Genomic DNA, 22326 nt, shown 5'->3' on the forward strand with positions numbered 1-22326 from the left:
CAGCTATGGAAATACAAAATGATAATTTCGAAAAACTTTATGCCGACACATTCAATAATCTGCATGAAGGCTCAATTGTAAGGGGCAAAGTTCTGCAGGTCAAGTCTGACGGCGTAATAGTTGATGTGGGATACAAGCGGGAAGGGTTCATCCCGATCGGAGAGCTTCTTGATGATGAATATAAAAGCCTTGTGGCAGAGGATGAGATCGACGTCCATGTTACCGGCCTTCATGACAAACAGGGCTTTATCAAGTTATCCCGGCAGAAGGCTGCCGCGGAAAAGACATGGTCAAACCTTGAAGACGCGCTTAACAGCGGGAATCAGGTGAATGGCAGGATAACCGGGAAGGTTAAGGGCGGGATGACAGTCAGCATAGGAGGGGTAATGGCCTTCCTTCCGGGCTCCCAGATCGACCTGAAGGTGATAAGGGATACAGACTCTCTTATCGGCCAGACGCTGGCATTCAGGGTCATCAAGCTGGACCAGAAGACCTCTAATGTGATCATATCAAGGCGCGTTATCCTCGAGGAGGAGCGCAATAAACAGAAAGATGTCACGCTTGTTAATATAAAAGAAGGCGCTGTAATGAAAGGGACCGTAAAGAACCTGACCGACTACGGCGCTTTTATAGACCTCGGCGGGATAGACGGCCTTCTTCATATATCCGATATGTCATGGGGCAGGATCAGCCATCCGAGCGAACTCTTCAGCGTAGATGATGAGATCGATGTCGTTGTGCTCAGTTTCGACCCTGCGACAGAAAAGGTGACGCTTGGGTATAAACAGAGAAAATCTGACCCATGGATGTCTGTTGAGGCAAAATATCCTCTTGGCGCAAAGGTCTCAGGCAAGGTCATAGGCATTACCGACTATGGCGTATTTGTAGAGCTTGAGGAAGGTGTCGAGGGCCTTGTGCATGTCAGCGAGTTAGACTGGGTCGAGAAGGTCAAGAAACCATCCAAGTATTTCTCAATAGGCGAGATCGTAGAGACATCCGTTCTTTCGGTCAACAGCAGCGACAAGAAGATATCGCTCAGCATAAAGCAGCTTAAAGCTAATCCCTGGGATCTTGTAAAAGAGAAGTACGCTGTCGGCCAGAAGGTCAAAGGGACTGTAAAGAGCTTCACTGACTTCGGCGCATTTATCGGCCTGGATGAGGGCGTTGACGCACTGCTTCACATCTCTGATCTTTCCTGGGTCAGGCATATCAGGCACCCGTCCGATGTTCTTGAGAAGGGGCAGGAGATAGAGGTCGCAATCATAGAGGTAGATGCCGACAAGAGAAGGATATCTGTCGGCTTAAAGAGCCTGACGCCTGACCCGTGGATAACTGAGATACCTAACAAGTACGGGCTTGGCGATCCGGTAACGGGCAAGGTTACAAATGTTGCTGATTTCGGGGTTTTTGTTGAGCTTAAAGAGGGCGTCGAGGCGCTGCTGCATATATCCGAGATCGATAAAAAGCCCAGTGAAAAGACAGAGGATATCTTTAAGCCAGGCGATGAACTGACAGCGCGGATAATTCATATTGATCTGGATAACAGAAAGATCGGCCTCAGCACCAAGACTATGGCAGGCTAAGTTTCATGAAGAAGATACTCATTTTTTTTATAATCATAACCGCGATAATTGTAATTATCAGCCTTTTCACTGCGGTCACAGGCAAGATCCCTCTCGGGGATAAGGTCGCGGTTGTCCGCGTTGAGGGCGTGATCATGGATTCTAAAAGTGTTATAGAAGAGCTCAAGGATTATGCTTCCGACATCTCGGTCAAGGCAATCGTTCTGAGGGTGGACAGCCCCGGCGGCGGAGTCGCTCCTTCTCAGGAGATATATGATGAGGTGGTCAAGGCCAAGGCGAAGAAGAAGATAGTGGTCTCAATGGGGTCTGTTGCCGCTTCCGGCGGGTATTACATCTCCTGCCCTGCCGACAAAATTGTTGCCAATGCCGGAACGCTTACAGGTTCTATGGGAGTTATCATGGAGATCCCCAACATAGAGGGGCTCATGCAGAAGATCGGGATCCAGAATCAGATCGTAAAAAGCGGTGAGCATAAAGACATAGCATCAATCTTCAAAACCATGAGCCCTGACGAGAGGAAGCTGCTTCAGGTCGTGCTCGATGATGTGCATGAACAGTTCATAGAGGCTGTCTCAAAAGGCAGAGGCTTAAGTATTGACGCGGTCAAACTCCTTGCCGACGGCCGTATCTTTACAGGAAGGATGGCGAAGGGGGTCGGGCTGGTAGATGAGCTCGGCAATCTTGACATGGCGATAAAGCTGGCTGCCGAGCTGAGCGGGATCGAGGGTGAGCCGGAGGTGGTGGAGAAGGAAGAGGATACCGGGTTTTTCGGTTTTTTAAGGAGTTCATTCACTAATAATTTTCTTGTAAATTCCATGCCGGGAATAAAACTGAAATACCTCCTTTCACCTTAAAAAAAATATTGCATATCCTGTTGTTATGTAGTACATTTAAAACGGTAATAATTGGTTTATATAGTTTATAATTTTAGAATAATTTATCGGAGGCCGGTATGACTAAATCTGTTCTCATTGAAAAAATATCTGAAAAAGTTGAAGGGCTTACAAGAAAACAGACAGAGGTTGTTGTCGAGACGATATTTGACAGCATCAAGGACGCGCTGGCGCACGGCGACAAAGTTGAGATAAGAGGTTTCGGCAACTTCAGGCTCAGAAGCAGGAACGCCCGCAAGGCCAGAAACCCCAAGACAGGAGACTCAGTTGCGGTTGAGCCAAAAAAGGTTCCTTACTTTAAGGTCGGCAAAGAACTCAGGGAGATGGCGACAAAAGACATATAGTACTTTTCATCTTAATAAAAAACCAGCTTTTCTTTCGAAGGTTTCAGACATATTGTTTGAAACCTTCTTTTTTTGTTCTGCTCTATATAGTTGGACTGAAGCCCCGCATATATGGCGGAATCTGCAAGAAATGTGGTAAATTAATCTCGATATTATTTCAAATGGCGAGCTTAAGAAAATTTGCAGTTGAAGATGCAGATTATGTGCAGCCAACAAATAGCAGCCAAATTTTATAATCATGAACGCTGCTGCTCGGAAGGTAGTTACAGGAGGCATAATGCCGACAATCTCAATGTTTTTCGGGATCATCATCAGGATGTATTGCTCTCCGGGAGAACACAACCCCCCGCATATACACGCCTATTACCAGAAGCACATGGCTATTATTGATATTCGTTCATGCGAAATCACTGACGGCAAGCTGCCCCCGAGGCAGACAAAGCTTGTATTGGCTTGGGCTGAAATTCACAAAGAAGAACTGATGGCCGATTGGGAATTAACATCAAAAGGTGAACTTCCCTTCCCCATTGAGCCATTGAAATAGAGGAGAACAAATATGTATATACCGGTAAAAAGCGCGAAGCCGTTAGAAGGATATAAGCTGCAAATTAAATTTAAAAATGGTGAGGAAAAAATCTTTGATCTTACTCCTTATCTCACGATTGGAAAATTCGCAGAATTGCGTGATGTCAGCTTATTCAACTCCGTTACGGTTAAATTCGACAGTATTGAGTGGGCCAATCATTTAGATATTGATCCGGAGTTTTTGTATGCACACAGCGTCACAATGAAACCGCGCCTGACCAAACTCTCAACACGAACCGTAAAAAAACAGGCGGCCGGATAGTTCCGGGTCTCGCCTAACCCCTCAATTTACCCACCCACCTAATATACTTATATATATCCATCTATATGTGTTATTATTTATGGATTTTTGTTCAAGCTTTTCATTGGAAAATATATGCAAAACAAGAATGGCAAGGTATACATAGTCGGAGCTGGCCCAGGTGATATAGGGCTCTTCACGGTCAAGGGGCTAAGCTGCCTTCAGAAGGCGGAGGTAGTGGTCTATGACTTCCATCTTAACTCCCAGATACTGAACTATATCAAGCATGACGCTGAGTTGATTTATGCGGGCAAGCGCGGCGGGCAGCATGCAATGGTGCAGGAAGATATCAACCGTGTCCTTGTTGAAAAGGCCAAAGAGGGCAAGGTGGTCTGCCGTCTCAAAGGCGGCGACCCTTTTGTCTTTGGAAGGGGCGGAGAAGAGGCAGAGGCTCTTTTTGACAATGGCATTAAGTTCGAGGTCGTGCCCGGCGTAAGTTCAGCGGTCGCTGCTCCTGCCTATGCGGGTATACCTCTTACGCACAGATCATATGCGTCTTCACTTGCCATAGTTCCTGGGTATGAGGATATTACAAAAGGGGAGAGCTCCATAGACTGGTCGAGGCTTGCCACAGGCATCGACACTATAGTTTTTCTGATGGCTGTAAAGAATATCGATACAGTCTGTCAGCGGCTTATTGAGAACGGCAGAAAGCCTGAGACGCCTGTTGCCGTTATCAGGTGGGGGACAAGGGCTGACCAGAAGACGGTTGTGGGCAGCCTTCAGAACATCGTCAGCCTGATCAGGGAGAAGGAGATAAGGCCGCCTGCGGTCATGGTGGTTGGCGATGTGGTCAAACTGAGGGAGAAGCTCAAATGGTATGAGGATAAACCCATGTTCGGCCAGAGAGTGCTTGTTACCAGAGAGCACACAGAGGGTTTTGAACCGCTTGGAGAACTGGGCGCGGAACTGATTGAATTTCATACTATTAAAATTGTCCCGGCTGAAGACCGGACAGAGCTTGATAAGGCAATAGACAAATTAGAGGCCTATAACTGGCTCGTGCTGACAAGCGCGAACGGTGTGAACTTCTTTTTCAAAAGGCTTTTTGAGAAGAGGGATATCAGGGATCTCAAGGGTGTCAGGGTATGCGCGGTCGGAACAAAGACCGCCTCTGCGATACAGGAGTACGGCATAAAGGTTGATATGGTGCCTGAGGAGTTTAATTCAGAGGGGCTTATATCTGCCTTCACATCAATGTCACAGGCTAATAGTGCTGACCCGTTAAAAGGCGTGCGCTTCCTCCTGCCGAGAGCGGAAACAGCAAGGGATGTATTTCCAAAAAGGGTTGTTGAGATGGGCGGTGAGATCGATGTTGTCACTGCCTACAGGGCGGTCAAGCCTGAGATACACGGAAAGAGGCTCAAGAGGTTTCTGAAAGAGGGGAAGATAACTGTCGCGACATTTACAAGCGCCGCTACTTTTAATAATTTCATGGATATGGTTGGAGACGATGCCGAATCGCTTCTTGATGGCGTGGCTATCGCTGTCATCGGGCCTGTAACTGCGCGAGCGGTTGAAAAGGCAGGATTGAAGGTAAGTATAATGCCCAAAGAGGCGACTGTTGAAGCGATGGTGAATGAGATAATCAAATGGGCATCGGCAAAATAGATATTTCATTCTTGGGATATTTACATTTAAATAAATTCGTAAGATGCGATACCTTAAACTAAAAATAAAAGAACTGCATCAGCGCACTCCTCTAAGCATTAAGATGGCCATAGTGACCATCCTAGCAGGGTTCAGCGCCTCACTCTTTTATGAGAGGATACAGGGCGAACAGATCAGCAGGCACTCAATAATACAGCTTGCGGTCATTATCCTGGCGGTGACGCTTGTAGTACTCTGGATAACAGTGCGTATACAGAGATTAACAAAGCGTGTTTCCGACTTCTCCCGGAATACGCTGGGGATAAAGACGCAGCAGGCGCTCAAAGGCGACCAGCTTTATATCCTTGAGAAGAGGTTTCAGGACCTTACTGATGAGATAATAGGCGCGCGCGAGGCATTGAGGATCGAGGCTGAGAAGAAGCTGCTGCTTGAGAAGAGGCAGGTAGAGATGGCTGAGAAAGAGAACCATCTTAAGCTGCTTCAGTCCGTGACAAATGCCGTCGGCGTCGGCGTGATCAACATGACCTCCGGCGGGATGAAGGCTGCCAACAGCCAGATGGAGGCCTTTGCCGGGATGTGCGGTGATATTTCCGCCTTTAAGATAGAGGGGGAAGAGAGCATTGAGCGCATCCTGCTGGATAAGGACGGCAATGAACATATCTTCAGCATAAGCGGGCCTGATATCTTCACTGAAGAGAAGGTCCTGCTGGTAAGAGAGATAACCGAACTTAAGCTGGCTGCCAAAAAACTTGAAAAAGACCGGCACATGCAGGGTGTTATAAGCACGGTGCTCAGGATATCTCTTACGCCTGTTTCGCTTGAAGACCAGCTTGAGCAGACGCTCGGCGTGCTGTTTTCGCTTCCATGGCTTGATGAAAGTGCAAACGGGTGCATATATCTTGCGGATGAAGACGCGGGAATGCTTTTCATGAAAGCAAAGTACAGGCTTCCGCAAAAGATATCGCATACCTGTTCGGTAGTTCCGTTCAACGAGTGTTACTGCGGCAAGGCAGCTTCCACAAGGCAGATAAGTTTTACCGAATGGGCTGACCGATGCAGTTTTGACGCTGCTGACGGCACGCATAAGCAGAGCCAGTACTGCATTCCGATACTCTTCGGCAATAAGATCAACGGCGTAATGAACCTGTATCTCGGCGAAGGGTACCAGAGGAACCGCAGGGATGAGGACTTCTTCCTTGCCATTGCCAATACATTAGCCGGGATCATTGAGCACAAGCGAGCAGAGGCTGAGCTCGAGAAGGCAAGGGAGGCAGCGGAGGCTGCTTCAATGGCAAAGAGCGAGTTCCTTGCCAATATGAGCCATGAGATACGAACCCCGATGAACGCCATAATCGGCATGACAGAGCTGACAATGGATACGAACCTCTCTCCTGAGCAGAGTGATTTCCTTAAGATAGTTCAGTCAAACTCTGAAGCGCTTCTCTCTTTGATCAATGATATCCTCGATATATCCAAGATCGAGGCAGGAAACATGGAGCTTGAGAATATCCCATTTAACCTGAAGGAGGTCGTAGAGGGTGTCGCAGAGGGGCTTAATGTAAGGGCCAAGGACAAAGAGGTGGAGCTGATATGTTATGTCGACCCGGGCATCCCCTCATCAACTGTTCTTGGAGACCCTACCCGGCTTCGCCAGGTGCTTATAAACCTTATGGGCAACGCGCTTAAATTCACTGAAAAGGGAGAGGTCGTACTCAAGGTTGAGATATCTCCGTCTTATACTGACCAGAGTAAAAAGGTCGTCGGGCTTCACTTCATGGTCACTGACACCGGGGTCGGGATATCAGAAGCTGATATAGAGAAGATATTTGATAAATTCACTCAGGCCGACTCATCGACCACCAGAAAGTACGGAGGGACCGGGCTCGGCCTCAGCATATCAAAGCTTCTCATCGAGATGATGGGCGGGAAGATATGGGCGGAGAGTACGATCGGCAAAGGCAGCGCTTTCCATATTGTTCTGTCACTTCCTTATGAAGAAGAGACAGAAGAGTTCAGGAAGATAGAGTATGCCTATCCTGATTTCAAAGAGATAACAGTGCTTGTTGTCGATGACAGCAGCACCAACAGGTTTATCCTGCAGAAGATACTCGGCGCGTGGGGATTTAAAGTCGACGAAGCTGAAAGCGGGAAAGAGGCGTTATCCATCCTGCAGTCAGGCGCCAAAAAATATGATCTTCTTATTCTTGACTATCAGATGCCTGAGATGGACGGCATCGAGGTCGTTGAGGCGCTGCGGAGCGACAAGAAGTTCAAGGACCTTAAGATATTGATCCTCTCCTCATGGGGCAGGATCAACCCGGGACTGATGAAGAAGCTCAAGATCTGCGAAGCGCTGGTAAAACCGGTCAAGCAGTCAAGCCTCTTTAACGCCCTTCTGAAGATACTGCGTATTAATGTGCATGATGAGGCCGCGGCCCCGAAGAAGGAGATAGAGATCATTGACGAGAAGGGGCATATCAAGATCCTGCTGGCCGATGACAATCCTGACGGCCAGAAACTTGCGAGGAAATTCCTTGAGAGCGCCGGCTTTGTAGTGGATACCGCGGATAACGGAAGGGATGTTGTGGAGGCGTTTAAGAGGTATCATTATGACCTGATTCTGATGGATATCCAGATGCCGCAGATGGACGGATTTGAAGCGACCCGGCATATAAGGATGCTTGAAAAGGGCGGGCGGAGGACTCCTGTCATAGCGCTTACGGCCCACGCGATGAAGGGCTATCGTGAAAAATGCATGGAGAATGATATGGATGACTATATCACCAAGCCGCTGAACAGAAAGGTCCTGCTGGATACCGTTGATAAATGGCTCGATATGTATCCGGTTATCCTTGTTGCGGATGATATAGAGGACAACAGGAAGCTTATCGGGAGCTATCTCAAGGGTGAGAACTGCAGGCTGATATTTGCTTCGAACGGAAAAGAGGCGGTTGACCTGTTTAAAAAACAGAGGGTATCGCTGATACTCATGGATATGGAGATGCCTGAGATGGACGGTTATGCCGCGGCAGGCAATATCAGGGGGCTTGCAGGCGGCGCAGACCTGCCTATCGTTGCAATGACCGCGCACGACGGGACAGGCGAGGTTAGAAAGTGCCTCCAGGCCGGCTGCACTTCCCACCTCGCAAAACCTATCAGAAAGGCTGCCCTTCTGCAGGCGATACAGGAATATCTCGGCGGGAGAAAGCCCTCTCTTTCTGCTGCCTCATCCGATGCCGGGACATATGGTGATAATGTTGTATATATAGATCCTGACCTTCAGGACCTGATACCTGATTTCATGAATAGCATGAAGAAAGAGGTGGAGAAGATCGGAGCCATGCTCAGCAAGAATGATCTCAATGAGATACAGAGGATCGGCCACAGCCTTAAAGGGACCGGCGGGAGCTACGGCTTTAATGAGATAACAGATATCGGGAAAGAGATGGAAGAAGCTGCCAAAAACAGTGATAAAGAGGCTATAATTAAACTCAACAGCCGTCTTGATAATTATCTTTCGACCGTCAAGATACAGATGAGAGATGAACAGCAATGAATGATAATAAAAATTTGGTCCTTATCATTGACGATGACCTGCCGCTTACAAGGCTTATAGACCTTAAATTGAAGAAGGCAGGTTTTACGACGCTTACCGCAATGGACAGCGGCAGCGCCATGGAGGCGTTGTCCAAAAATCATGTGGACCTCATAATCTGTGATATTCAGATGCCCGGGACGAGCGGTTTTGAATTTCGCGAGAATATACTCAACAAGTCCGAGACCAGGGATATACCTTTTATCTTTCTTACGGCAAGCTCAGAGTCTGTGGATCAGGTCAAGGGATTTCGCCTGAGGGTGGATGACTATATTACAAAGCCGTTCGATCCGTCGATACTTGTCGCGCGCGTAAGGTCTGTGATCGAGCGGCACGCGACATTTACAGAGAGGTCGAGCATCGACCAGCTTACAGGCCTTCTGAACCGCCAGGCGCTTGAACAGAGGGTGGAGAAAGAGCTTTCACGCATCGGCAGGTACGGCGGCGGCATATCGATCGTCTTTATTGATATAGATAATTTTAAACAGGTAAATGACCGGCATGGCCATTCTGTCGGCGACCTTGTGCTTATACAGCTCGGCCAGCTCTTTCAGCAAAAGCTGAGAACCATTGATTTTGCAGGCCGCTACGGCGGCGAAGAGTTCCTGCTCTGCCTTATAAACTCAGACAAGGAAGGAGCCATGGAGCTGACCAGGAGGCTTCTGTCGTCATTCAGGGAGACTCCCGTAAGTGACGCGAAACTTCTCTGCACCTTCAGCGCGGGCATAGCCTCTGCGCCTGAGGACGGCGCAAGTTTTTCAGTCCTCTGCAATAAGGCTGATGAGGCGATGTATATCTCAAAGAAGGAAGGAAAGAACAGGGTCACTTCATGGAAAGAGGGGGAGAAATAAAGATCCATCCGATCCTCCTTGCAGGCGGCACAGGCACAAGGCTGTGGCCTGTTTCAAGGGAGCTATTCCCGAAGCAGCTTGTGAACCTTGTAGGAGACGAATCCCTGATACAGAACACGATCAAGAGGCTCTCCCCTACAGTAGAACTTGAGAGGCTCAAGATAGTCTGCGGCAAAGAACATTTTTTTGAGATCGCTAGGCATCTTGAGGCGCTTGGGATATCCTCAGAAGGAAAGATAATCACCGAACCATGCGGAAGAAACACCGCTCCCGCGATATTACTGGCAATACTTAATATCTTAAAGACTGAAGAAGATGCGGTTATGCTCGTATTCCCTTCAGACCATGTGATAAAGGATCTTCAGGGTTTTCATGAAAGGCTTGAGGCTGCGGTAAGGCTTGCGGAAAAAGATCATATCGTTACTTTCGGGATAAAACCTGACAGGCCTGAGACAGGCTACGGCTACATAGAAGGCGAAGGAACAGTAGAGGAAGGGGCGCTTAAGGTCAAGAGGTTTGTCGAGAAGCCGGATCTTGAGACCGCAAAGGATTATCTCAGCAAGGGGAACTTCTTCTGGAACAGCGGCATGTTCGCGTTCAAGGCATCTGTAATGGTTAATGAGTTTGCCGCGGCAGAGCCGGGACTTTTAAATAACATGCGCGCCATATTGTCAGGCAATGCGCCTGTCTCCATGGACAGCTATGCGGCGCTTCCCAATATCTCCATCGATTACGCGATCATGGAGAAGACCATGAGAGGGGTTGTGCTCCCGTCGGACTTCGGGTGGAGCGACATAGGGACATGGGAGACGCTCTATAATTTTCTTCCAAAAGACAGCGATGATAATGTTGTGGAAGGAGATGTCATATTAAAAGATACAAAACACAGTTTTGTCAGAGGCGGCAGCAGGCTGGTTGTTGTGACAGGGCTTGAGAATGTAGTTGTCATTGATACTCCCGACACCGTCTTTATCTCAGACCTCGAAAAGAGCAGGGATGTAAAAAATATTGTCGCTGAATTAAAGGAAAAGGGGCGCGAGGAGTACAAGTCCCATGCCACTGTCTACCGTCCATGGGGCACATATACGATCCTTGAAGAGATGGAAGGTACAAAGATAAAACGTATCGTTGTTTACCCCGGCGCCAAACTTTCGCTTCAGATGCATCATCACAGGAACGAACACTGGGTCGTTGTAAGCGGCACCGCAAAGATAATCAACGGAGACCGGACAATTATCCTCAAAGAGAACCAGTCAACCTATGTCCCGAAAGAGAGCCGCCACCGCCTTGAGAACCCGGGCAAAGAGCCCCTGCACCTGATCGAGGTCCAGATGGGCGGTTATCTTGGCGAGGATGACATAGTCAGGTTTGACGATGATTTCGGCAGGGAGTAGTTTTTAGCCGTTCACGGGAGGGCGATGTTTAAGAAGGATGAAGCGGTTTCAGGCAACGTTGCCGTGCAGCTGATGCCTGACAATATCGTAGTAACGTTCTTAGACATGAAAGGCAAAGTTGTTACGTGGTCATCTACGCTTGCGCAGGGTTTTAAGGGCGAGTGGAGAATATCCTCCCAGGCTGCGAAAAAAACTGCTGCCGCCGCTGCGAAAAAAGCGGCATATGCCGGAATGTTCGAGGTGAACATTTATATAAAGAACGATTACGGCGATGAAATGGATATGGTCATCAAGGCCATTATTGAAGGCATCTTATCCGCCGGGATCAAGATCCAGATGGTATATGACAAACACGGCGTCAGGATCAGGCACGACAGGGAGAATAAGCCGGACAAAGGGGATATCTTTGTGCTGGAGAAGTATATTGAGAGGTTAAAAGAGTGGTGGAGAATGCTCTGGTGGTGAGCATTGATTTATGTTTATCAGGTTTTTATAATATCAAACAGAATTTGTAACATAATATGGACGCAATAAAGGGGCTGTCATGAAGATCTGGAAGATACTTGGAGAAGAGTTATTAAGCAGTTCTGTTAAAGAGATCCGGCAGGATACGCATAATTACGCTGAATTGGTCTTCTTCAGCAAAGACATTTCCAACTGGCATCAGGTCTTATCTGACAAACTCGGGCATCCGGTTGTTTTTGAAGGCAGGAAGGAAGACGAAGGCCCTGCAGACAACGCGTTACATGGAAAGAAGCCTATCAAGGTTCTTTCAGACTACATAGGAGGGGTGCGCGAAGGCCAGTCTCTCTTCTACGGGACGCATGATTCCTCCAAGGTCTTGATCATGATGTGGCCCTGGAAGGACAATAATCATGTGACACTCAAGAAGCTCTCTTATAATGAAGACATATTAAATGCGGATGAGCGCAGGATATATCAGAGAAGGGCTGTCAGGGAACGGAGAAGGATGGGGAGTTCCATAAAACCAAAATGCCCTAACAGAAGATACCGCACGAGGAGAGTTTATCAGGAAAGAAGGTTCATGCCGCTCTTGTTGATCCAGGAGCTGAACAAAATGTCTGTTGTTGATAATAATGCCGAAGGGAATGCTTAGATCTTTCAGCGGTAATCTGTAAATACTTTTTGCGGCTGTTTCAGCCTTTTATTCTTTTGGTGTTGCTCTGCAATCCCCTCCCCAACTTGAAATCACAAATTGTGATTTCAAGTTTTCATTAATATTCCAAGTCGCTCATAACCGGCTATTTTATTTCAAGATAATGAATTAATCCGGATGATGTTAGACACAAATAAATGTCTTGGCAAAAATCATTTTTAGGAATAGAATAAGGCATTATTCCTTTGGTCATAAGGAGGCAGATGGAAACGAATATTGCAGTTTTTAGAGGTAAGGGGATCAGAAAGACGATTCATAAGAATGAATGGTGGTTTGTCGTTGAGGATGTTGTATTGGCGCTTATTGAATCAAGCGACTCAAAACAATATATACAGCGCATGAAACAGCGCGATCCCGAACTAGGCAAAGGGTGGGTACAAATTGTACATACCCTTTCCATAGATACTGAAGGCGGTCTTCAAAAGATGAACTGCGCCAACACAGAGGGCATTTTCCGCATTATTCAGTCTATCCCATCCCCTAAGGCGGAGCCTTTCAAACGCTGGCTGGCAAAGGTTGGTTATGAACGAGTTCAGGAGATCGAAAATCCTGAACTCGGAACAAAGCGGACAAGAGAATTGTATAAGGCAAAGGGATATTCCGATGAATGGATAGAAAAGCGCATGCGCGGCATTGCGATCAGGGAAGAGCTTACAGACGAATGGAAGAAGAGGGAAGTGAAGGAGAAAAAGGAATATGAGATACTTACTGCCGAGATCGCAAAGGCTGCATTCGGCGTAACCCCGGGTCAGCATAAGAAATTAAAAGGGTTGAAACGCGAGAACCTGAGAGACCATATGAATGACCTTGAGCTGATATTCTCAATGCTTGGCGAAGCTGCTACAACGGAGATAACTAAAGTTGATGATGCAAAAGGGTTTCATGAGAGCAAACGTTCAGCGCGCAAAGGTGGCGAGGTTGCAGGCATGGCGAGAAAAGACCTTGAGAAGAAGACGGGAAAGAGGGTTGTTTCAAAGGAGAATTATCTGACTGAACCTGAGAGCAGGAAAAGATTGGGAAGGAAGAAGTAGAAAACTGAAGGGTTACTATGGGAAACGAAGCTAAGAAGACCGAACATGCCGGTTCTAAAAAAGGGAATGGCGCTTATTGGGGAATAAAGGCAGCAGCCCAAAAGGAGTCTAATAAAAAGCGCCGGGAGAATGATAAGTCTTATGTGTCGGAGCAAAGAGATATTTCAAAACCGATTGCTGACCGCTAATCTTTAGCCGCTTGCAATAGAAGCGAAAGAGGAAGCCCTTGCTGATGCTGAAGAATTGAGACATAAATGAACTACGCCGCCGCAAGCGGACGGGGTATCAAAACCCAAAAACACAAGCAAGATGCGCCACAAGTGGCGGTGAATTAACACTTAAAGAGATTGAATTGGTTATTGAACGCAGAGAAAGAAGCGGGGGAACTGAAACATTGATGATCTCATCATGCTATCTGTCTTGCATCATTTTATATGGCAAAAAATTGTCTACCGTAACCCCTTCAATGTTAAGTCCATGAACCGAGAAAAAAGAGTTACGAGATCGTTGATAATAGGAAGTTATGTAAATAGTGCATAAAGCCATAACCAAATATTAATCGTTGGCAAATTAAATATAAATGAGATTGCATAAATAAAAGTGATTAACGATGCTATTGTCTCATAAAATTCAAAATCCAGTTCTCGTAATATATAAAGAGGGCCTATTGTATATAAAGCAACCATTGGCAAAAAAATTATTCCAACTAATAACCCACTAAAAAATATAACAATAAAACCAAAAAATATTATGACACATAAAAGTAAAAACCAAGTCATTCCTGATGCTGAATCAATAAATGCTGTAGTAACTAAAGCCCCTTCTCCACTATACTTAAAAATGCCTACTATACTCATTAGCATAAAGACAGTAAAGATTGAGTAAGTTGAAGGCTTATTAAAAATGTAGTCACGTGCAAAACATCGAGTTACAAATACAGACGCAATAAAAATCCCCCATGTTCCACTTGATAACACCTGTGAAGTAGCATTATCAGGTGTAACACATCCTGTTAAAAATAATGGCAAGATAATTAAAAAATATTTTTTTTGATTCTTTAACACCGAAACACTATATCCATAAGTAATTGTTGCTTGTCATCTACTATTTTGAGAAGAAACTATCAATCATTGATAATAGAAAGTTATTAATTACTTTATCTCTTCTTGATTCCCTAACATATAATATTTCTTTGCAAGGATGGATATTACTTCTTAGCCACTATCTTCAAAAACCGTCTCTTCCCAACTTTCAGAAGGTATTCACCGGCAGTAAGTTTTTTATCAGGGTCATCAAACTTCTCATCATCAACCTTCACACCGCCCTGCTGCATGAGCCTTATGGCCTCTCCGGTGCTTTTGACTGAGCTGGAATCTTTTAAAACTTTGGGAAGCCAGAAGTCATTCTCATCTTCCAGTATGTAAACAGGAACGTCATCGGGCACGCCATGATCTTTAAAGATGCTGTCAAACTCTTCCTTCGCCTTGAGCGCCTCGTCTTTGCTGTGATACCTCTCAGTTATCTCAAGGGCAAGTTCTTCTTTTGCTTTTTTAGGATGGACAGAACCGTCTTTCAGTCCTTCTTTTAATTTAGCAAGTTCATCAATAGATATATGGCTTAAAAGTTCATAGTACTTGACCATTAGCTCATCGCTGATGGAGAGGATCTTTCCGTAGATATCTTTTGCAGGTTCTGAGATGCCGATGTAGTTGCCGAGGCTCTTTGACATCTTCTTTATGCCGTCCGTTCCTTCAAGAAGCGGCATGATGACAAGCACCTGCGGCTCCTGTCCGTCCTTCTCCTGAAGCTCCCTACCCATCAGGAGGTTGAACCTCTGGTCTGTGCCTCCAAGCTCGACATCAGATTGAAGCACGACTGAATCATATCCCTGAAGGAGCGGGTACATGAACTCATGTATGCCGATGGAGTTATTATTTGCAAACCTCTTTTTAAAGTCGTCCCGCTCAAGCATGCGGGCAACGGTCTGTTTTGCCTGAAGCTTTATGATCTCTATGGTTGAGAGCTTATCAAGCCACTCGCTGTTGAAGCGTATTTCTGTTTTCTCAGGGTCAAGAACCTTAAAGACCTGGGTCTTGTATGTCTCCGCATTCTTCAAGACCTCTTCCTTTGTAAGCGGCTTTCTTATCTCATTTCTTCCTGTAGGGTCGCCTATCATGCCTGTGAGGTCTCCGATTATGAGGGTGAGCTGGTGCCCGATATCCTGTAGCTGGCGCATCTTCTGAAGGAGCACAGTATGTCCGAGGTGGATGTCAGGAGCGGTGGGGTCAAAACCGACCTTCAGCTTTAAAGGCTTCTTCTCTTTGTAAGAGCGTTCAAGCTTCTTGAGAAGCTCCTTTTCGAGCAGGATCTCAAACGTTCCCCTCTTAAATATCTTCAGCTGTTCTTCAGGTTTAAGCATAGACATGGTTAGAAAAGAATACAGGATTTATGTATGAAGATTCAATAACAGCTACTTCTTCATCAGCGCCTTAACGCTTGGGAACGCATCCATGTTCGTGTGCGGGATGAACAATCCTGAGACATACTCATCCATAAATGAGCGTGAGACAGAGAGTTCGAGATATGTCATCCTCTCTGCTATCTTCTCGCCTTCTTTCCGCAGTTTTCTGGAGAGCGAGCAGAGGTATGCGCCTGTGACAGAGGTATTGCCTAAGAATTTAAACTTCTCTCTCGGCATGTCAGGAAGCATTCCAAGTATTATCGCTTTTTCAATATCAAGGAACTTTCCGAATCCGCCTGCTATATAGACCTTTTGAATATCATCAAATGTAAAACCAACTTCGCTGAGAAGTATCGAAATGCCCGCGTAGATGGCGGCTTTTGCCCTGAGTATATTCTCTATGTCAGGCTCGGTCAGAACGATATCCCTGTCCTTTCCGTAATGGATCACGAACTCAAGTCCGTCCTCGCCCATCCTCACTCTCTTTGAAACATCTTTCTGCAGCTTGCCCCTCTGGTCAATGATGCCTGTGAAGAACATCTCAGATATCGCGTCGATCATTCCCGAGCCGCAGATGCCGAGCGGCTGAGATTCGCCTATCACCTCGATCTCAGGCTCAAGCGTGCTGCGGTTTATCTTCACATCCTCTATCGCTCCCTCTGTCGCGCGCATGCCGTGCTTCATGCCGCTTCCTTCAAAGCACGGGCCTGCTGAACATGCGGCAGCCACAAGCAACTCAGAGTTGCCGAGCACTATCTCGCCGTTGGTGCCGATATCCATAAATAGAGAGAGTTCCTCCCGTTTATACATCCCTGACGCAAGAACGCCTGAGACGATGTCCCCGCCTACATAACTTGAGACTGAAGGGAAGGTGTATACAGGCGTATTCGGGTTTAGATTTATTCCGAGCTCGCCTGTGAAAGAGATCGGGAAAGTATTTGCAGTCGGAATATAAGGTTCCTCTCTTATTGATGAAGGGTCGAGGCTGAAGAAGAGCTGTGTCATTGTCGGGTTGCCCGCGATAACGAGCTGGTCTATCGTATCAGGGTCTGTAGCGTGCGCCTTCATCAGCAGCGCCAGCATGATGTTGATGTCATTTATGACAGCCTCATTGATATTGGCGAGCTCGCCGTGCTCTGTCGCATGCACGATCCTTGTGATGACATCATCCCCGAACCTTATCTGCGAATTATATGTTGATGCGATATCAACTACCTTGCCGTCTGTCAGGTCGATCAGATAGAGCGCAAGCGTTGTGGTACCGATATCAACAGCAACGCCGTAGCGCGGCGACTCTTTATCTCCCGGAAAGATATTAATGACCTCATGGCAGTCATCGGTATGTATCGAGGATATCGTCACCTCCCATTTATCTTTTCTCAATGTCGCGGAAAGGTTCTTCAACAATCTGAAAGGCACCTTTAAACAGGAGAGTCCGTATGCATCCAGCCCTCTCTTGAGCCTCGCAAGGTCGCTGATATTGTCATCAAGTGACGCAGGAGGAAGCTGAAGCAGTGTCCTCTCAGTAAGCGGGTCGAGCTCTGCGCCTGAGGCTGCGAAGAGGGCCTGAAGGTCTTTGGACTTTTCAGTCGCTATCTTGCCTTCAATCGTGAGGACAGACTCTTTGGGAATATCTATTGTAAGGTCGCTTTGCGGAAAGGTCTTGCAGGCAAGCGCATAGCCGCGGCCTATCTCTTCGTGTGAAAGCTTTGTCTTTGCTTTAGAATCTGCAGAGCCTGACTTTACGATAACCTTGCACTTGCCACAGGTGCCTTTGCCCGCGCATGAAGATGTAAGGAACACGCCCTCTCGGTTGAGGCTTTCAAGGAGCGATGAATCAGCGGATGCAGGAATGACCTTGCCGGATGCGAGTGTTATCTTCATTTTATTTCTTCTGTTCCCCTCTTGCCTAAAGCACCTACTTTTGGTAGGCAAAGAGGGCCTGCCTGCCGGTAGGCAGGGTTAGGGGAGATTTTGCAATTGTAGATCATTCCATTATTTCTTTATTGATGTATTAATTTTCTGATTATAATAAAGCATTATTATAAAATCCCCCCGTGCCCCCCTTGCCTAAAGCACCTACTTTTGGTTGTTAAAGTGGGGATTTTATAAGAGACTTGCCTGATAATTATTTTCTAAGCTCTTTGGCTGCTTCCATCGCGTGGTATGTGATTATGATGTCAGCGCCTGCCCTTTTTATGGAGGTGAGAATCTCCATCATGACCTTATTCTCATCTATCCAGCCGAGCTTGGCTGCCGCCTTGACCATTGAGTATTCGCCGCTGACATTGTATGCGGCAACAGGCAGGTCAAAGGTATTTTTAATATCCGATATGATGTCAAGATATGACAGCGCAGGCTTGACCATTACGATGTCAGCGCCTTCTTCTATATCAAGCGCAACTTCCCTAAGCGCCTCGATCCTGTTAGGAGGGTCCATCTGGTAGCTCTTCCTGTCACCGAACTGCGGCACTGATTCTGCCGCATCCCTGAACGGGCCGTAAAAAGCAGAAGCGTATTTCGCGGCATAGCTCATTATCGGTGTATCATCAAAACCGTGCTCATCAAGCGCGTCTCTTATATAACCTATCCTGCCGTCCATCATGTCTGAAGGGGCGATGATATCCGCGCCTGCCTCTGCATGCGAGAGCGCCTCTTTCGCAAGCACCTCAAGCGTCGGGTCATTCAGCACCTTTTCTCCCTTTATAATTCCGCAGTGGCCGTGGTCAGTATATTCGCACAGGCAGACATCCGTTATGACAAGAAGGCCGGGAACCTTATTCTTTATCGCCTTTACAGCAGTCTGAACCACGCCGTTCTTTTTATATGCCTCTGACGCATGGGCATCCTTATGCTCAGGAATGCCAAAGAGCAGAACAGCAGGTATGCCGAGCTTGTATGCTGCCTGCGCTTCCTTGACGATGAGATCCACAGACATCTGAAAACATCCGGGCATCGCGTTTATCTTCTTCTTTACGTTCTTGCCAAAGGTCACGAACAATGGATATACGAGGTCATCCGTACTGAGATGTGTTTCACGAACCAGCCTTCTTATGCTTTCATTTGCCCTGAGCCTTCTCGGCCTGTTTAGTAAAGACATATCCGCTCCTTTTATATATGAAATAGGTTAAAAACTGCTTGTCTTGATTGATAAAGTATACCAGATTTGATAGTTTGAATCCCCTGTATTTCAGGGCTGTTTTCTTTTGATTGTTCATTAATTATTCTTTTGGATCTTGCCATTTCCAAGAGCTTTCCTCATATCTATGCTCTTTGTCTTCATCACAATAACCAGAGTTATCATATGGTGGCTCTGGAAACCAGAGCATTGTAAGCACTACCCCATAATCTATCATTGGCACGCAGCTTTCGAAAAGAGTAGTGGCATTATCTATCCCCTTCCCATTAAACCAGAACGTAGCATGTACTTCTTGTGACTCGGCTTCTTGAACGACACCTTTTAGGGAATATGATGCTGTTAAAGTACCTGGAGAAACTTGTTTGCCATGTTCAATCCAGTATGGAAAAGAAGATGATTTTTGAAACCATTTTATTTTATTCTCTGAAGTTGCAATCAAGACACAACAATCTTCAGTATGTTTTGCGAATTTGATCGCGGTTGCTGTCAGACTTGTCCCACAGTCATCGGCAAGTTCTTGAATACTTTCGAAATCTGGCTTGTATTGATAAAGCAATGGCTTAAATAGCCTTTCAGGTAAGAGAAATTCTGACGCAAACTGATCAGCCTCTACTTCTTTTATATCCTTGTTCTTAAAGGGATTAGGTATACATTGATAGTTATTTTGATCATGAGAGGGGATACAATGATGAGCAATTTCATGCGCTAAGGTAAAATGCTTTCTACCTATATTTGTAATATTCTTATTTATGTTGATTACAACTTTGTCACCCACGCGAAGATACAACCCATCAAAACTATCTGCATCAACTTCTACAACGTTGAGTTTTAAAGAGCAGGCAATAGTAAAAGGATTGACGGGCAAACTAATTACATTCAAGTCGTTTAGAAGCGTAGAGGCGTAATATTCAGGATTCAAGGCAATCATTTCCTTTCGGATTTCAAAAATTTGATCTGTCGTAAAATCATTTCTCTGTCTTTTGCCGACAGGTTTTTGAAATCCCTGAAAAGTAGCTGCACATCGGGATCTTGGAGAATGTCTTCGAGTTCATCTTTAGATGTTTGTCCCAAAAGGCGACTGACAGTAGTCTTCAGAGCTTTAGCAAGCTTTTCTAATACCTCAGTTGATGGATATCTATCTCCATTTTCAATTTGACTGATTGTAGAGGGGCGAACACCTGCGATTTCTGCCAACTTCGTTTGGTTCCAGCCAGTTTTAATCCTTTCCGCTTTTATTCTATCCCCTACAGTTTCAGACATACTCATTCTCCCTTCTTAAAATATATTGATATGATAACAGAATTAACAATAAATAATCACGGCTGTGAAATATTAAATCACAGTGGCTTGACTTTATTGTCACAACTGTGATAATGTAAATCACGTTAGAGAGTTTTAGTGGGTTATAGATAATATTAAAAAGGAGGTGAAAATGGCAAAGAATCCACCAATAGGAGATGGACATAGACATGGAGCAGTCAGAGATCGCTCACAGGTGCAAAATTCCAAAACAGAAAGATGGACGAAGCGCGACACTGAGACTGGTCGCTTCAAGGATGTTAAATCAGACGGAACTCCGTTTAAGGGAGTTCGCAAGGAAAAATAGGAGGTAGTAAGGAAATGGAAAAAGAAAAAGAGCACAAGGAAGACCACAAAAATGAAGCACCCGGTCAAAACAAAGAATATGCGATCATTGTGAATGGTCGGCAAAAGGTCGTGACCACAAAAGAGCTTTCGTTTGACGAAGTTGTCGCTTTAGCTTTTGACAATCCTCCGACTGGCCAGAATATCGTTTTCACTGTGACATATAGACGGGGCGAAGGCAATAAGCCCGAGGGAACCTTGGTCGAGGGGGGAAAAGTCAAAATCAAAGAGGGAATAATCTTTAATGTCACAGCAACTGATAAATCGTAACAGTGATCTAAAGCGTCTGCGAGACGAAGGCTATGATGTAGAGGTTAGGTCGAACCATCTACTGGTCAAGCAAGTTCCGTATGTGAACTCTATCAAAGAGATTAAGTTTGGTATACTCGTGTCCGAGTTGAATGTGGCTGGTGACATGACAACTACGCCTAAGGATCATACGGTTTATTTTTCGGGAGAACATCCTTGCGATAAGAACGGGGTAGCGATGACCAAGATCATAAATCAAAGTGTTCAAAAATCACTTGGTCATGATCTTATTGTTCACCATTATTTCTCAAGCAAGCCTTCGAGTGGCTGTTACAAGGACCATTATGAGAAGATGGCGACATATGTCGCCATCATTTCTAGTCCTGCTCATTCGATCGACCCAAGCGTGACAGCAAATACCTTAGCTGCCGGACATATTCTTGTTAATAAAGGTTTGCTGAGTTCTATTGAAAGTGAGGAGGAATTAGAAGGTATATTGGTTCATGAAATAGCACACGTTGAAAAGAGGCATGTATTAAAACAATATTATGCATTGTTAAACCAACAAGCTGCTAATGACATGATTGCTGCCATGGCTACTGGAATAGCAGGCGCGGCTGCAAGAGATGGTAATAGAGATGTCGCAGCTATTGCAGTTGGGATATCTGTTGCTGCAAGGGTTGCCGTAGACATTTTTTACAAGGGGTATCCTGTAGAGCAAGAAAGAGAAGCTGATGAACTTGCAATTCTATATTTTGATCAAAATAATATGGATAAACAAATTCTTGAGAATGTGTTTAAGAAGTTAAAATTTTATAGTCTTGCAACTGTTGATAATCCTGACCCTGCATCTAATTCACACCCCTTGCTCGAAGAGAGAATTGCACGGGTTAAACAAACAAAGTTTAAGAAATTTAATAACGAACATTTTTTATATAAAGGACATCCTTCACAACCACCCGTGCAAATTGATCTTCTTTATCAAAGCACTTTCAATGATACTTCAAATATTTTCTTCTATATTAATGATTACAGTTTCTTTGATAAATACCAGAGTAAAGAAGCAGAAAAAATATATTTAACATTAGAAGATGATAACGGAAAGCAAAAATATGCACTTAGTTTGCTTGACCAAGTAAGGGATATGTGGGGTGTTTATTTAGTTTTAAACATCAACAACGCAACGACCATCAAGAATTTAAACAATATTTCTATAATTATTGAGACAAAAGATGAGGATATGATGAGAAACAAAATGGAAGTAATCGACTTCAGTAAAGGTAGTATTGATTACGAGTGCCATATAGAAGCAGAAAAGAAAGGTGGACATTGTTTGTGTATTCATTAATAGATTTATTTCACCCTCCCGAGTAAAAAGTCCCTCCACAAGATAGATTCCGGACAAGCCGGAATGACGCAAACACGGAACTGAGGCATAACCAACAATACAAGAACCATAAATATATAC

At 45.5% G+C, this 22326-nt stretch carries 22 protein-coding genes; 16 read left to right on the forward strand and 6 right to left on the reverse strand.

The window, feature by feature from the left end; translation table 11 throughout:
• The first annotated feature begins 5 nt into the window (after window positions 1–5).
• The 13 genes from HY807_04970 (at window position 6) to HY807_05030 (ending at window position 13553) form a co-directional block, all read left to right on the forward strand.
• The gene (locus HY807_04970; GenBank protein MBI4825756.1) at window positions 6–1583 is read left to right on the forward strand and encodes a 30S ribosomal protein S1; all 1578 of its coding nucleotides are present in this window, start codon (window positions 6–8) and stop codon (window positions 1581–1583) included.
• A gap of 5 nt (window positions 1584–1588) precedes the next feature.
• Window positions 1589–2437, forward strand: coding sequence for a signal peptide peptidase SppA (sppA, locus tag HY807_04975; GenBank protein MBI4825757.1), 849 nt, complete (start codon window positions 1589–1591; stop codon window positions 2435–2437).
• Window positions 2438–2535: 98 nt separating this feature from the next.
• On the forward strand, window positions 2536–2820 hold the full coding sequence (locus HY807_04980; protein ID MBI4825758.1) for an integration host factor subunit beta: 285 nt from the start codon (window positions 2536–2538) through the stop codon (window positions 2818–2820).
• Between the two features lie 277 nt (window positions 2821–3097).
• A complete protein-coding gene (locus HY807_04985) occupies window positions 3098–3364 on the forward strand; it encodes a DUF4160 domain-containing protein (protein ID MBI4825759.1) in 267 nt (88 codons plus the stop codon).
• Between the two features lie 12 nt (window positions 3365–3376).
• Complete coding sequence (locus HY807_04990) at window positions 3377–3667, forward strand: DUF2442 domain-containing protein (protein MBI4825760.1); 291 nt, start codon at window positions 3377–3379, stop codon at window positions 3665–3667.
• A 114-nt stretch (window positions 3668–3781) separates the two neighbouring features.
• The gene (gene cobA, locus HY807_04995) at window positions 3782–5317 is read left to right on the forward strand and encodes a uroporphyrinogen-III C-methyltransferase (GenBank protein ID MBI4825761.1); all 1536 of its coding nucleotides are present in this window, start codon (window positions 3782–3784) and stop codon (window positions 5315–5317) included.
• 112 nt (window positions 5318–5429) lie between these two features.
• Window positions 5430–8873, forward strand: coding sequence for a response regulator (locus HY807_05000; protein MBI4825762.1), 3444 nt, complete (start codon window positions 5430–5432; stop codon window positions 8871–8873).
• Window positions 8870–9763: a diguanylate cyclase gene (locus HY807_05005; protein ID MBI4825763.1), complete on the forward strand. Its 894-nt coding sequence runs from the start codon at window positions 8870–8872 to the stop codon at window positions 9761–9763. Before HY807_05000 ends, HY807_05005 begins: the two co-directional genes overlap by 4 nt.
• Window positions 9742–11157, forward strand: a complete 1416-nt coding sequence (locus HY807_05010) for a mannose-1-phosphate guanylyltransferase/mannose-6-phosphate isomerase (protein ID MBI4825764.1) — start codon at window positions 9742–9744, stop codon at window positions 11155–11157. Before HY807_05005 ends, HY807_05010 begins: the two co-directional genes overlap by 22 nt.
• A 24-nt stretch (window positions 11158–11181) precedes the next feature.
• Window positions 11182–11622 (forward strand): 30S ribosomal protein S11, encoded by a 441-nt coding sequence (gene rpsK, locus HY807_05015; protein MBI4825765.1) that lies wholly within the window; start codon window positions 11182–11184, stop codon window positions 11620–11622.
• 79 nt (window positions 11623–11701) lie between these two features.
• Entirely contained in the window at window positions 11702–12274 is a 573-nt protein-coding gene (locus tag HY807_05020) for a hypothetical protein (protein ID MBI4825766.1), read from the forward strand.
• 263 nt (window positions 12275–12537) lie between these two features.
• The gene (locus HY807_05025; protein ID MBI4825767.1) at window positions 12538–13365 is read left to right on the forward strand and encodes a Bro-N domain-containing protein; all 828 of its coding nucleotides are present in this window, start codon (window positions 12538–12540) and stop codon (window positions 13363–13365) included.
• 17 nt (window positions 13366–13382) lie between these two features.
• Window positions 13383–13553: a hypothetical protein gene (locus tag HY807_05030; GenBank protein ID MBI4825768.1), complete on the forward strand. Its 171-nt coding sequence runs from the start codon at window positions 13383–13385 to the stop codon at window positions 13551–13553.
• Window positions 13554–13886: 333 nt separating this feature from the next.
• Here the strand turns inward: HY807_05030 and HY807_05035 are convergent, their stop codons facing one another.
• From HY807_05035 to HY807_05060, 6 genes are all read right to left on the reverse strand, one after another.
• On the reverse strand, window positions 13887–14429 hold the full coding sequence (locus HY807_05035; GenBank protein ID MBI4825769.1) for a hypothetical protein: 543 nt from the start codon (window positions 14427–14429) through the stop codon (window positions 13887–13889).
• Between the two features lie 143 nt (window positions 14430–14572).
• The gene (locus HY807_05040) at window positions 14573–15784 is read right to left on the reverse strand and encodes a tyrosine--tRNA ligase (GenBank protein ID MBI4825770.1); all 1212 of its coding nucleotides are present in this window, start codon (window positions 15782–15784) and stop codon (window positions 14573–14575) included.
• Between the two features lie 51 nt (window positions 15785–15835).
• Window positions 15836–17710, reverse strand: a complete 1875-nt coding sequence (locus HY807_05045; protein ID MBI4825771.1) for a DUF4445 domain-containing protein — start codon at window positions 17708–17710, stop codon at window positions 15836–15838.
• Between the two features lie 244 nt (window positions 17711–17954).
• On the reverse strand, window positions 17955–18926 hold the full coding sequence (gene hemB / locus HY807_05050; GenBank protein MBI4825772.1) for a porphobilinogen synthase: 972 nt from the start codon (window positions 18924–18926) through the stop codon (window positions 17955–17957).
• Between the two features lie 121 nt (window positions 18927–19047).
• Window positions 19048–19884 (reverse strand): ImmA/IrrE family metallo-endopeptidase, encoded by an 837-nt coding sequence (locus tag HY807_05055; GenBank protein ID MBI4825773.1) that lies wholly within the window; start codon window positions 19882–19884, stop codon window positions 19048–19050.
• Window positions 19885–19889: 5 nt separating this feature from the next.
• Window positions 19890–20225: a helix-turn-helix transcriptional regulator gene (locus tag HY807_05060; protein ID MBI4825774.1), complete on the reverse strand. Its 336-nt coding sequence runs from the start codon at window positions 20223–20225 to the stop codon at window positions 19890–19892.
• A gap of 197 nt (window positions 20226–20422) precedes the next feature.
• Between HY807_05060 and HY807_05065 the strand changes: the two genes are divergently transcribed.
• The 3 genes from HY807_05065 to HY807_05075 are packed head-to-tail and all read left to right on the forward strand — an operon-like array spanning window position 20423 to window position 22206.
• Window positions 20423–20578, forward strand: coding sequence for a hypothetical protein (locus tag HY807_05065; protein ID MBI4825775.1), 156 nt, complete (start codon window positions 20423–20425; stop codon window positions 20576–20578).
• Window positions 20579–20585: 7 nt separating this feature from the next.
• Window positions 20586–20879: a multiubiquitin domain-containing protein gene (locus HY807_05070; GenBank protein MBI4825776.1), complete on the forward strand. Its 294-nt coding sequence runs from the start codon at window positions 20586–20588 to the stop codon at window positions 20877–20879.
• Window positions 20854–22206: a M48 family metalloprotease gene (locus HY807_05075; protein ID MBI4825777.1), complete on the forward strand. Its 1353-nt coding sequence runs from the start codon at window positions 20854–20856 to the stop codon at window positions 22204–22206. Before HY807_05070 ends, HY807_05075 begins: the two co-directional genes overlap by 26 nt.
• Window positions 22207–22326 lie beyond the last annotated feature (120 nt).

The sequence above is a fragment of the Nitrospirota bacterium genome (genome assembly GCA_016207885.1).
In the GTDB taxonomy this organism is placed as follows: Bacteria; Nitrospirota; Thermodesulfovibrionia; order UBA6902; family UBA6902; genus JACQZG01.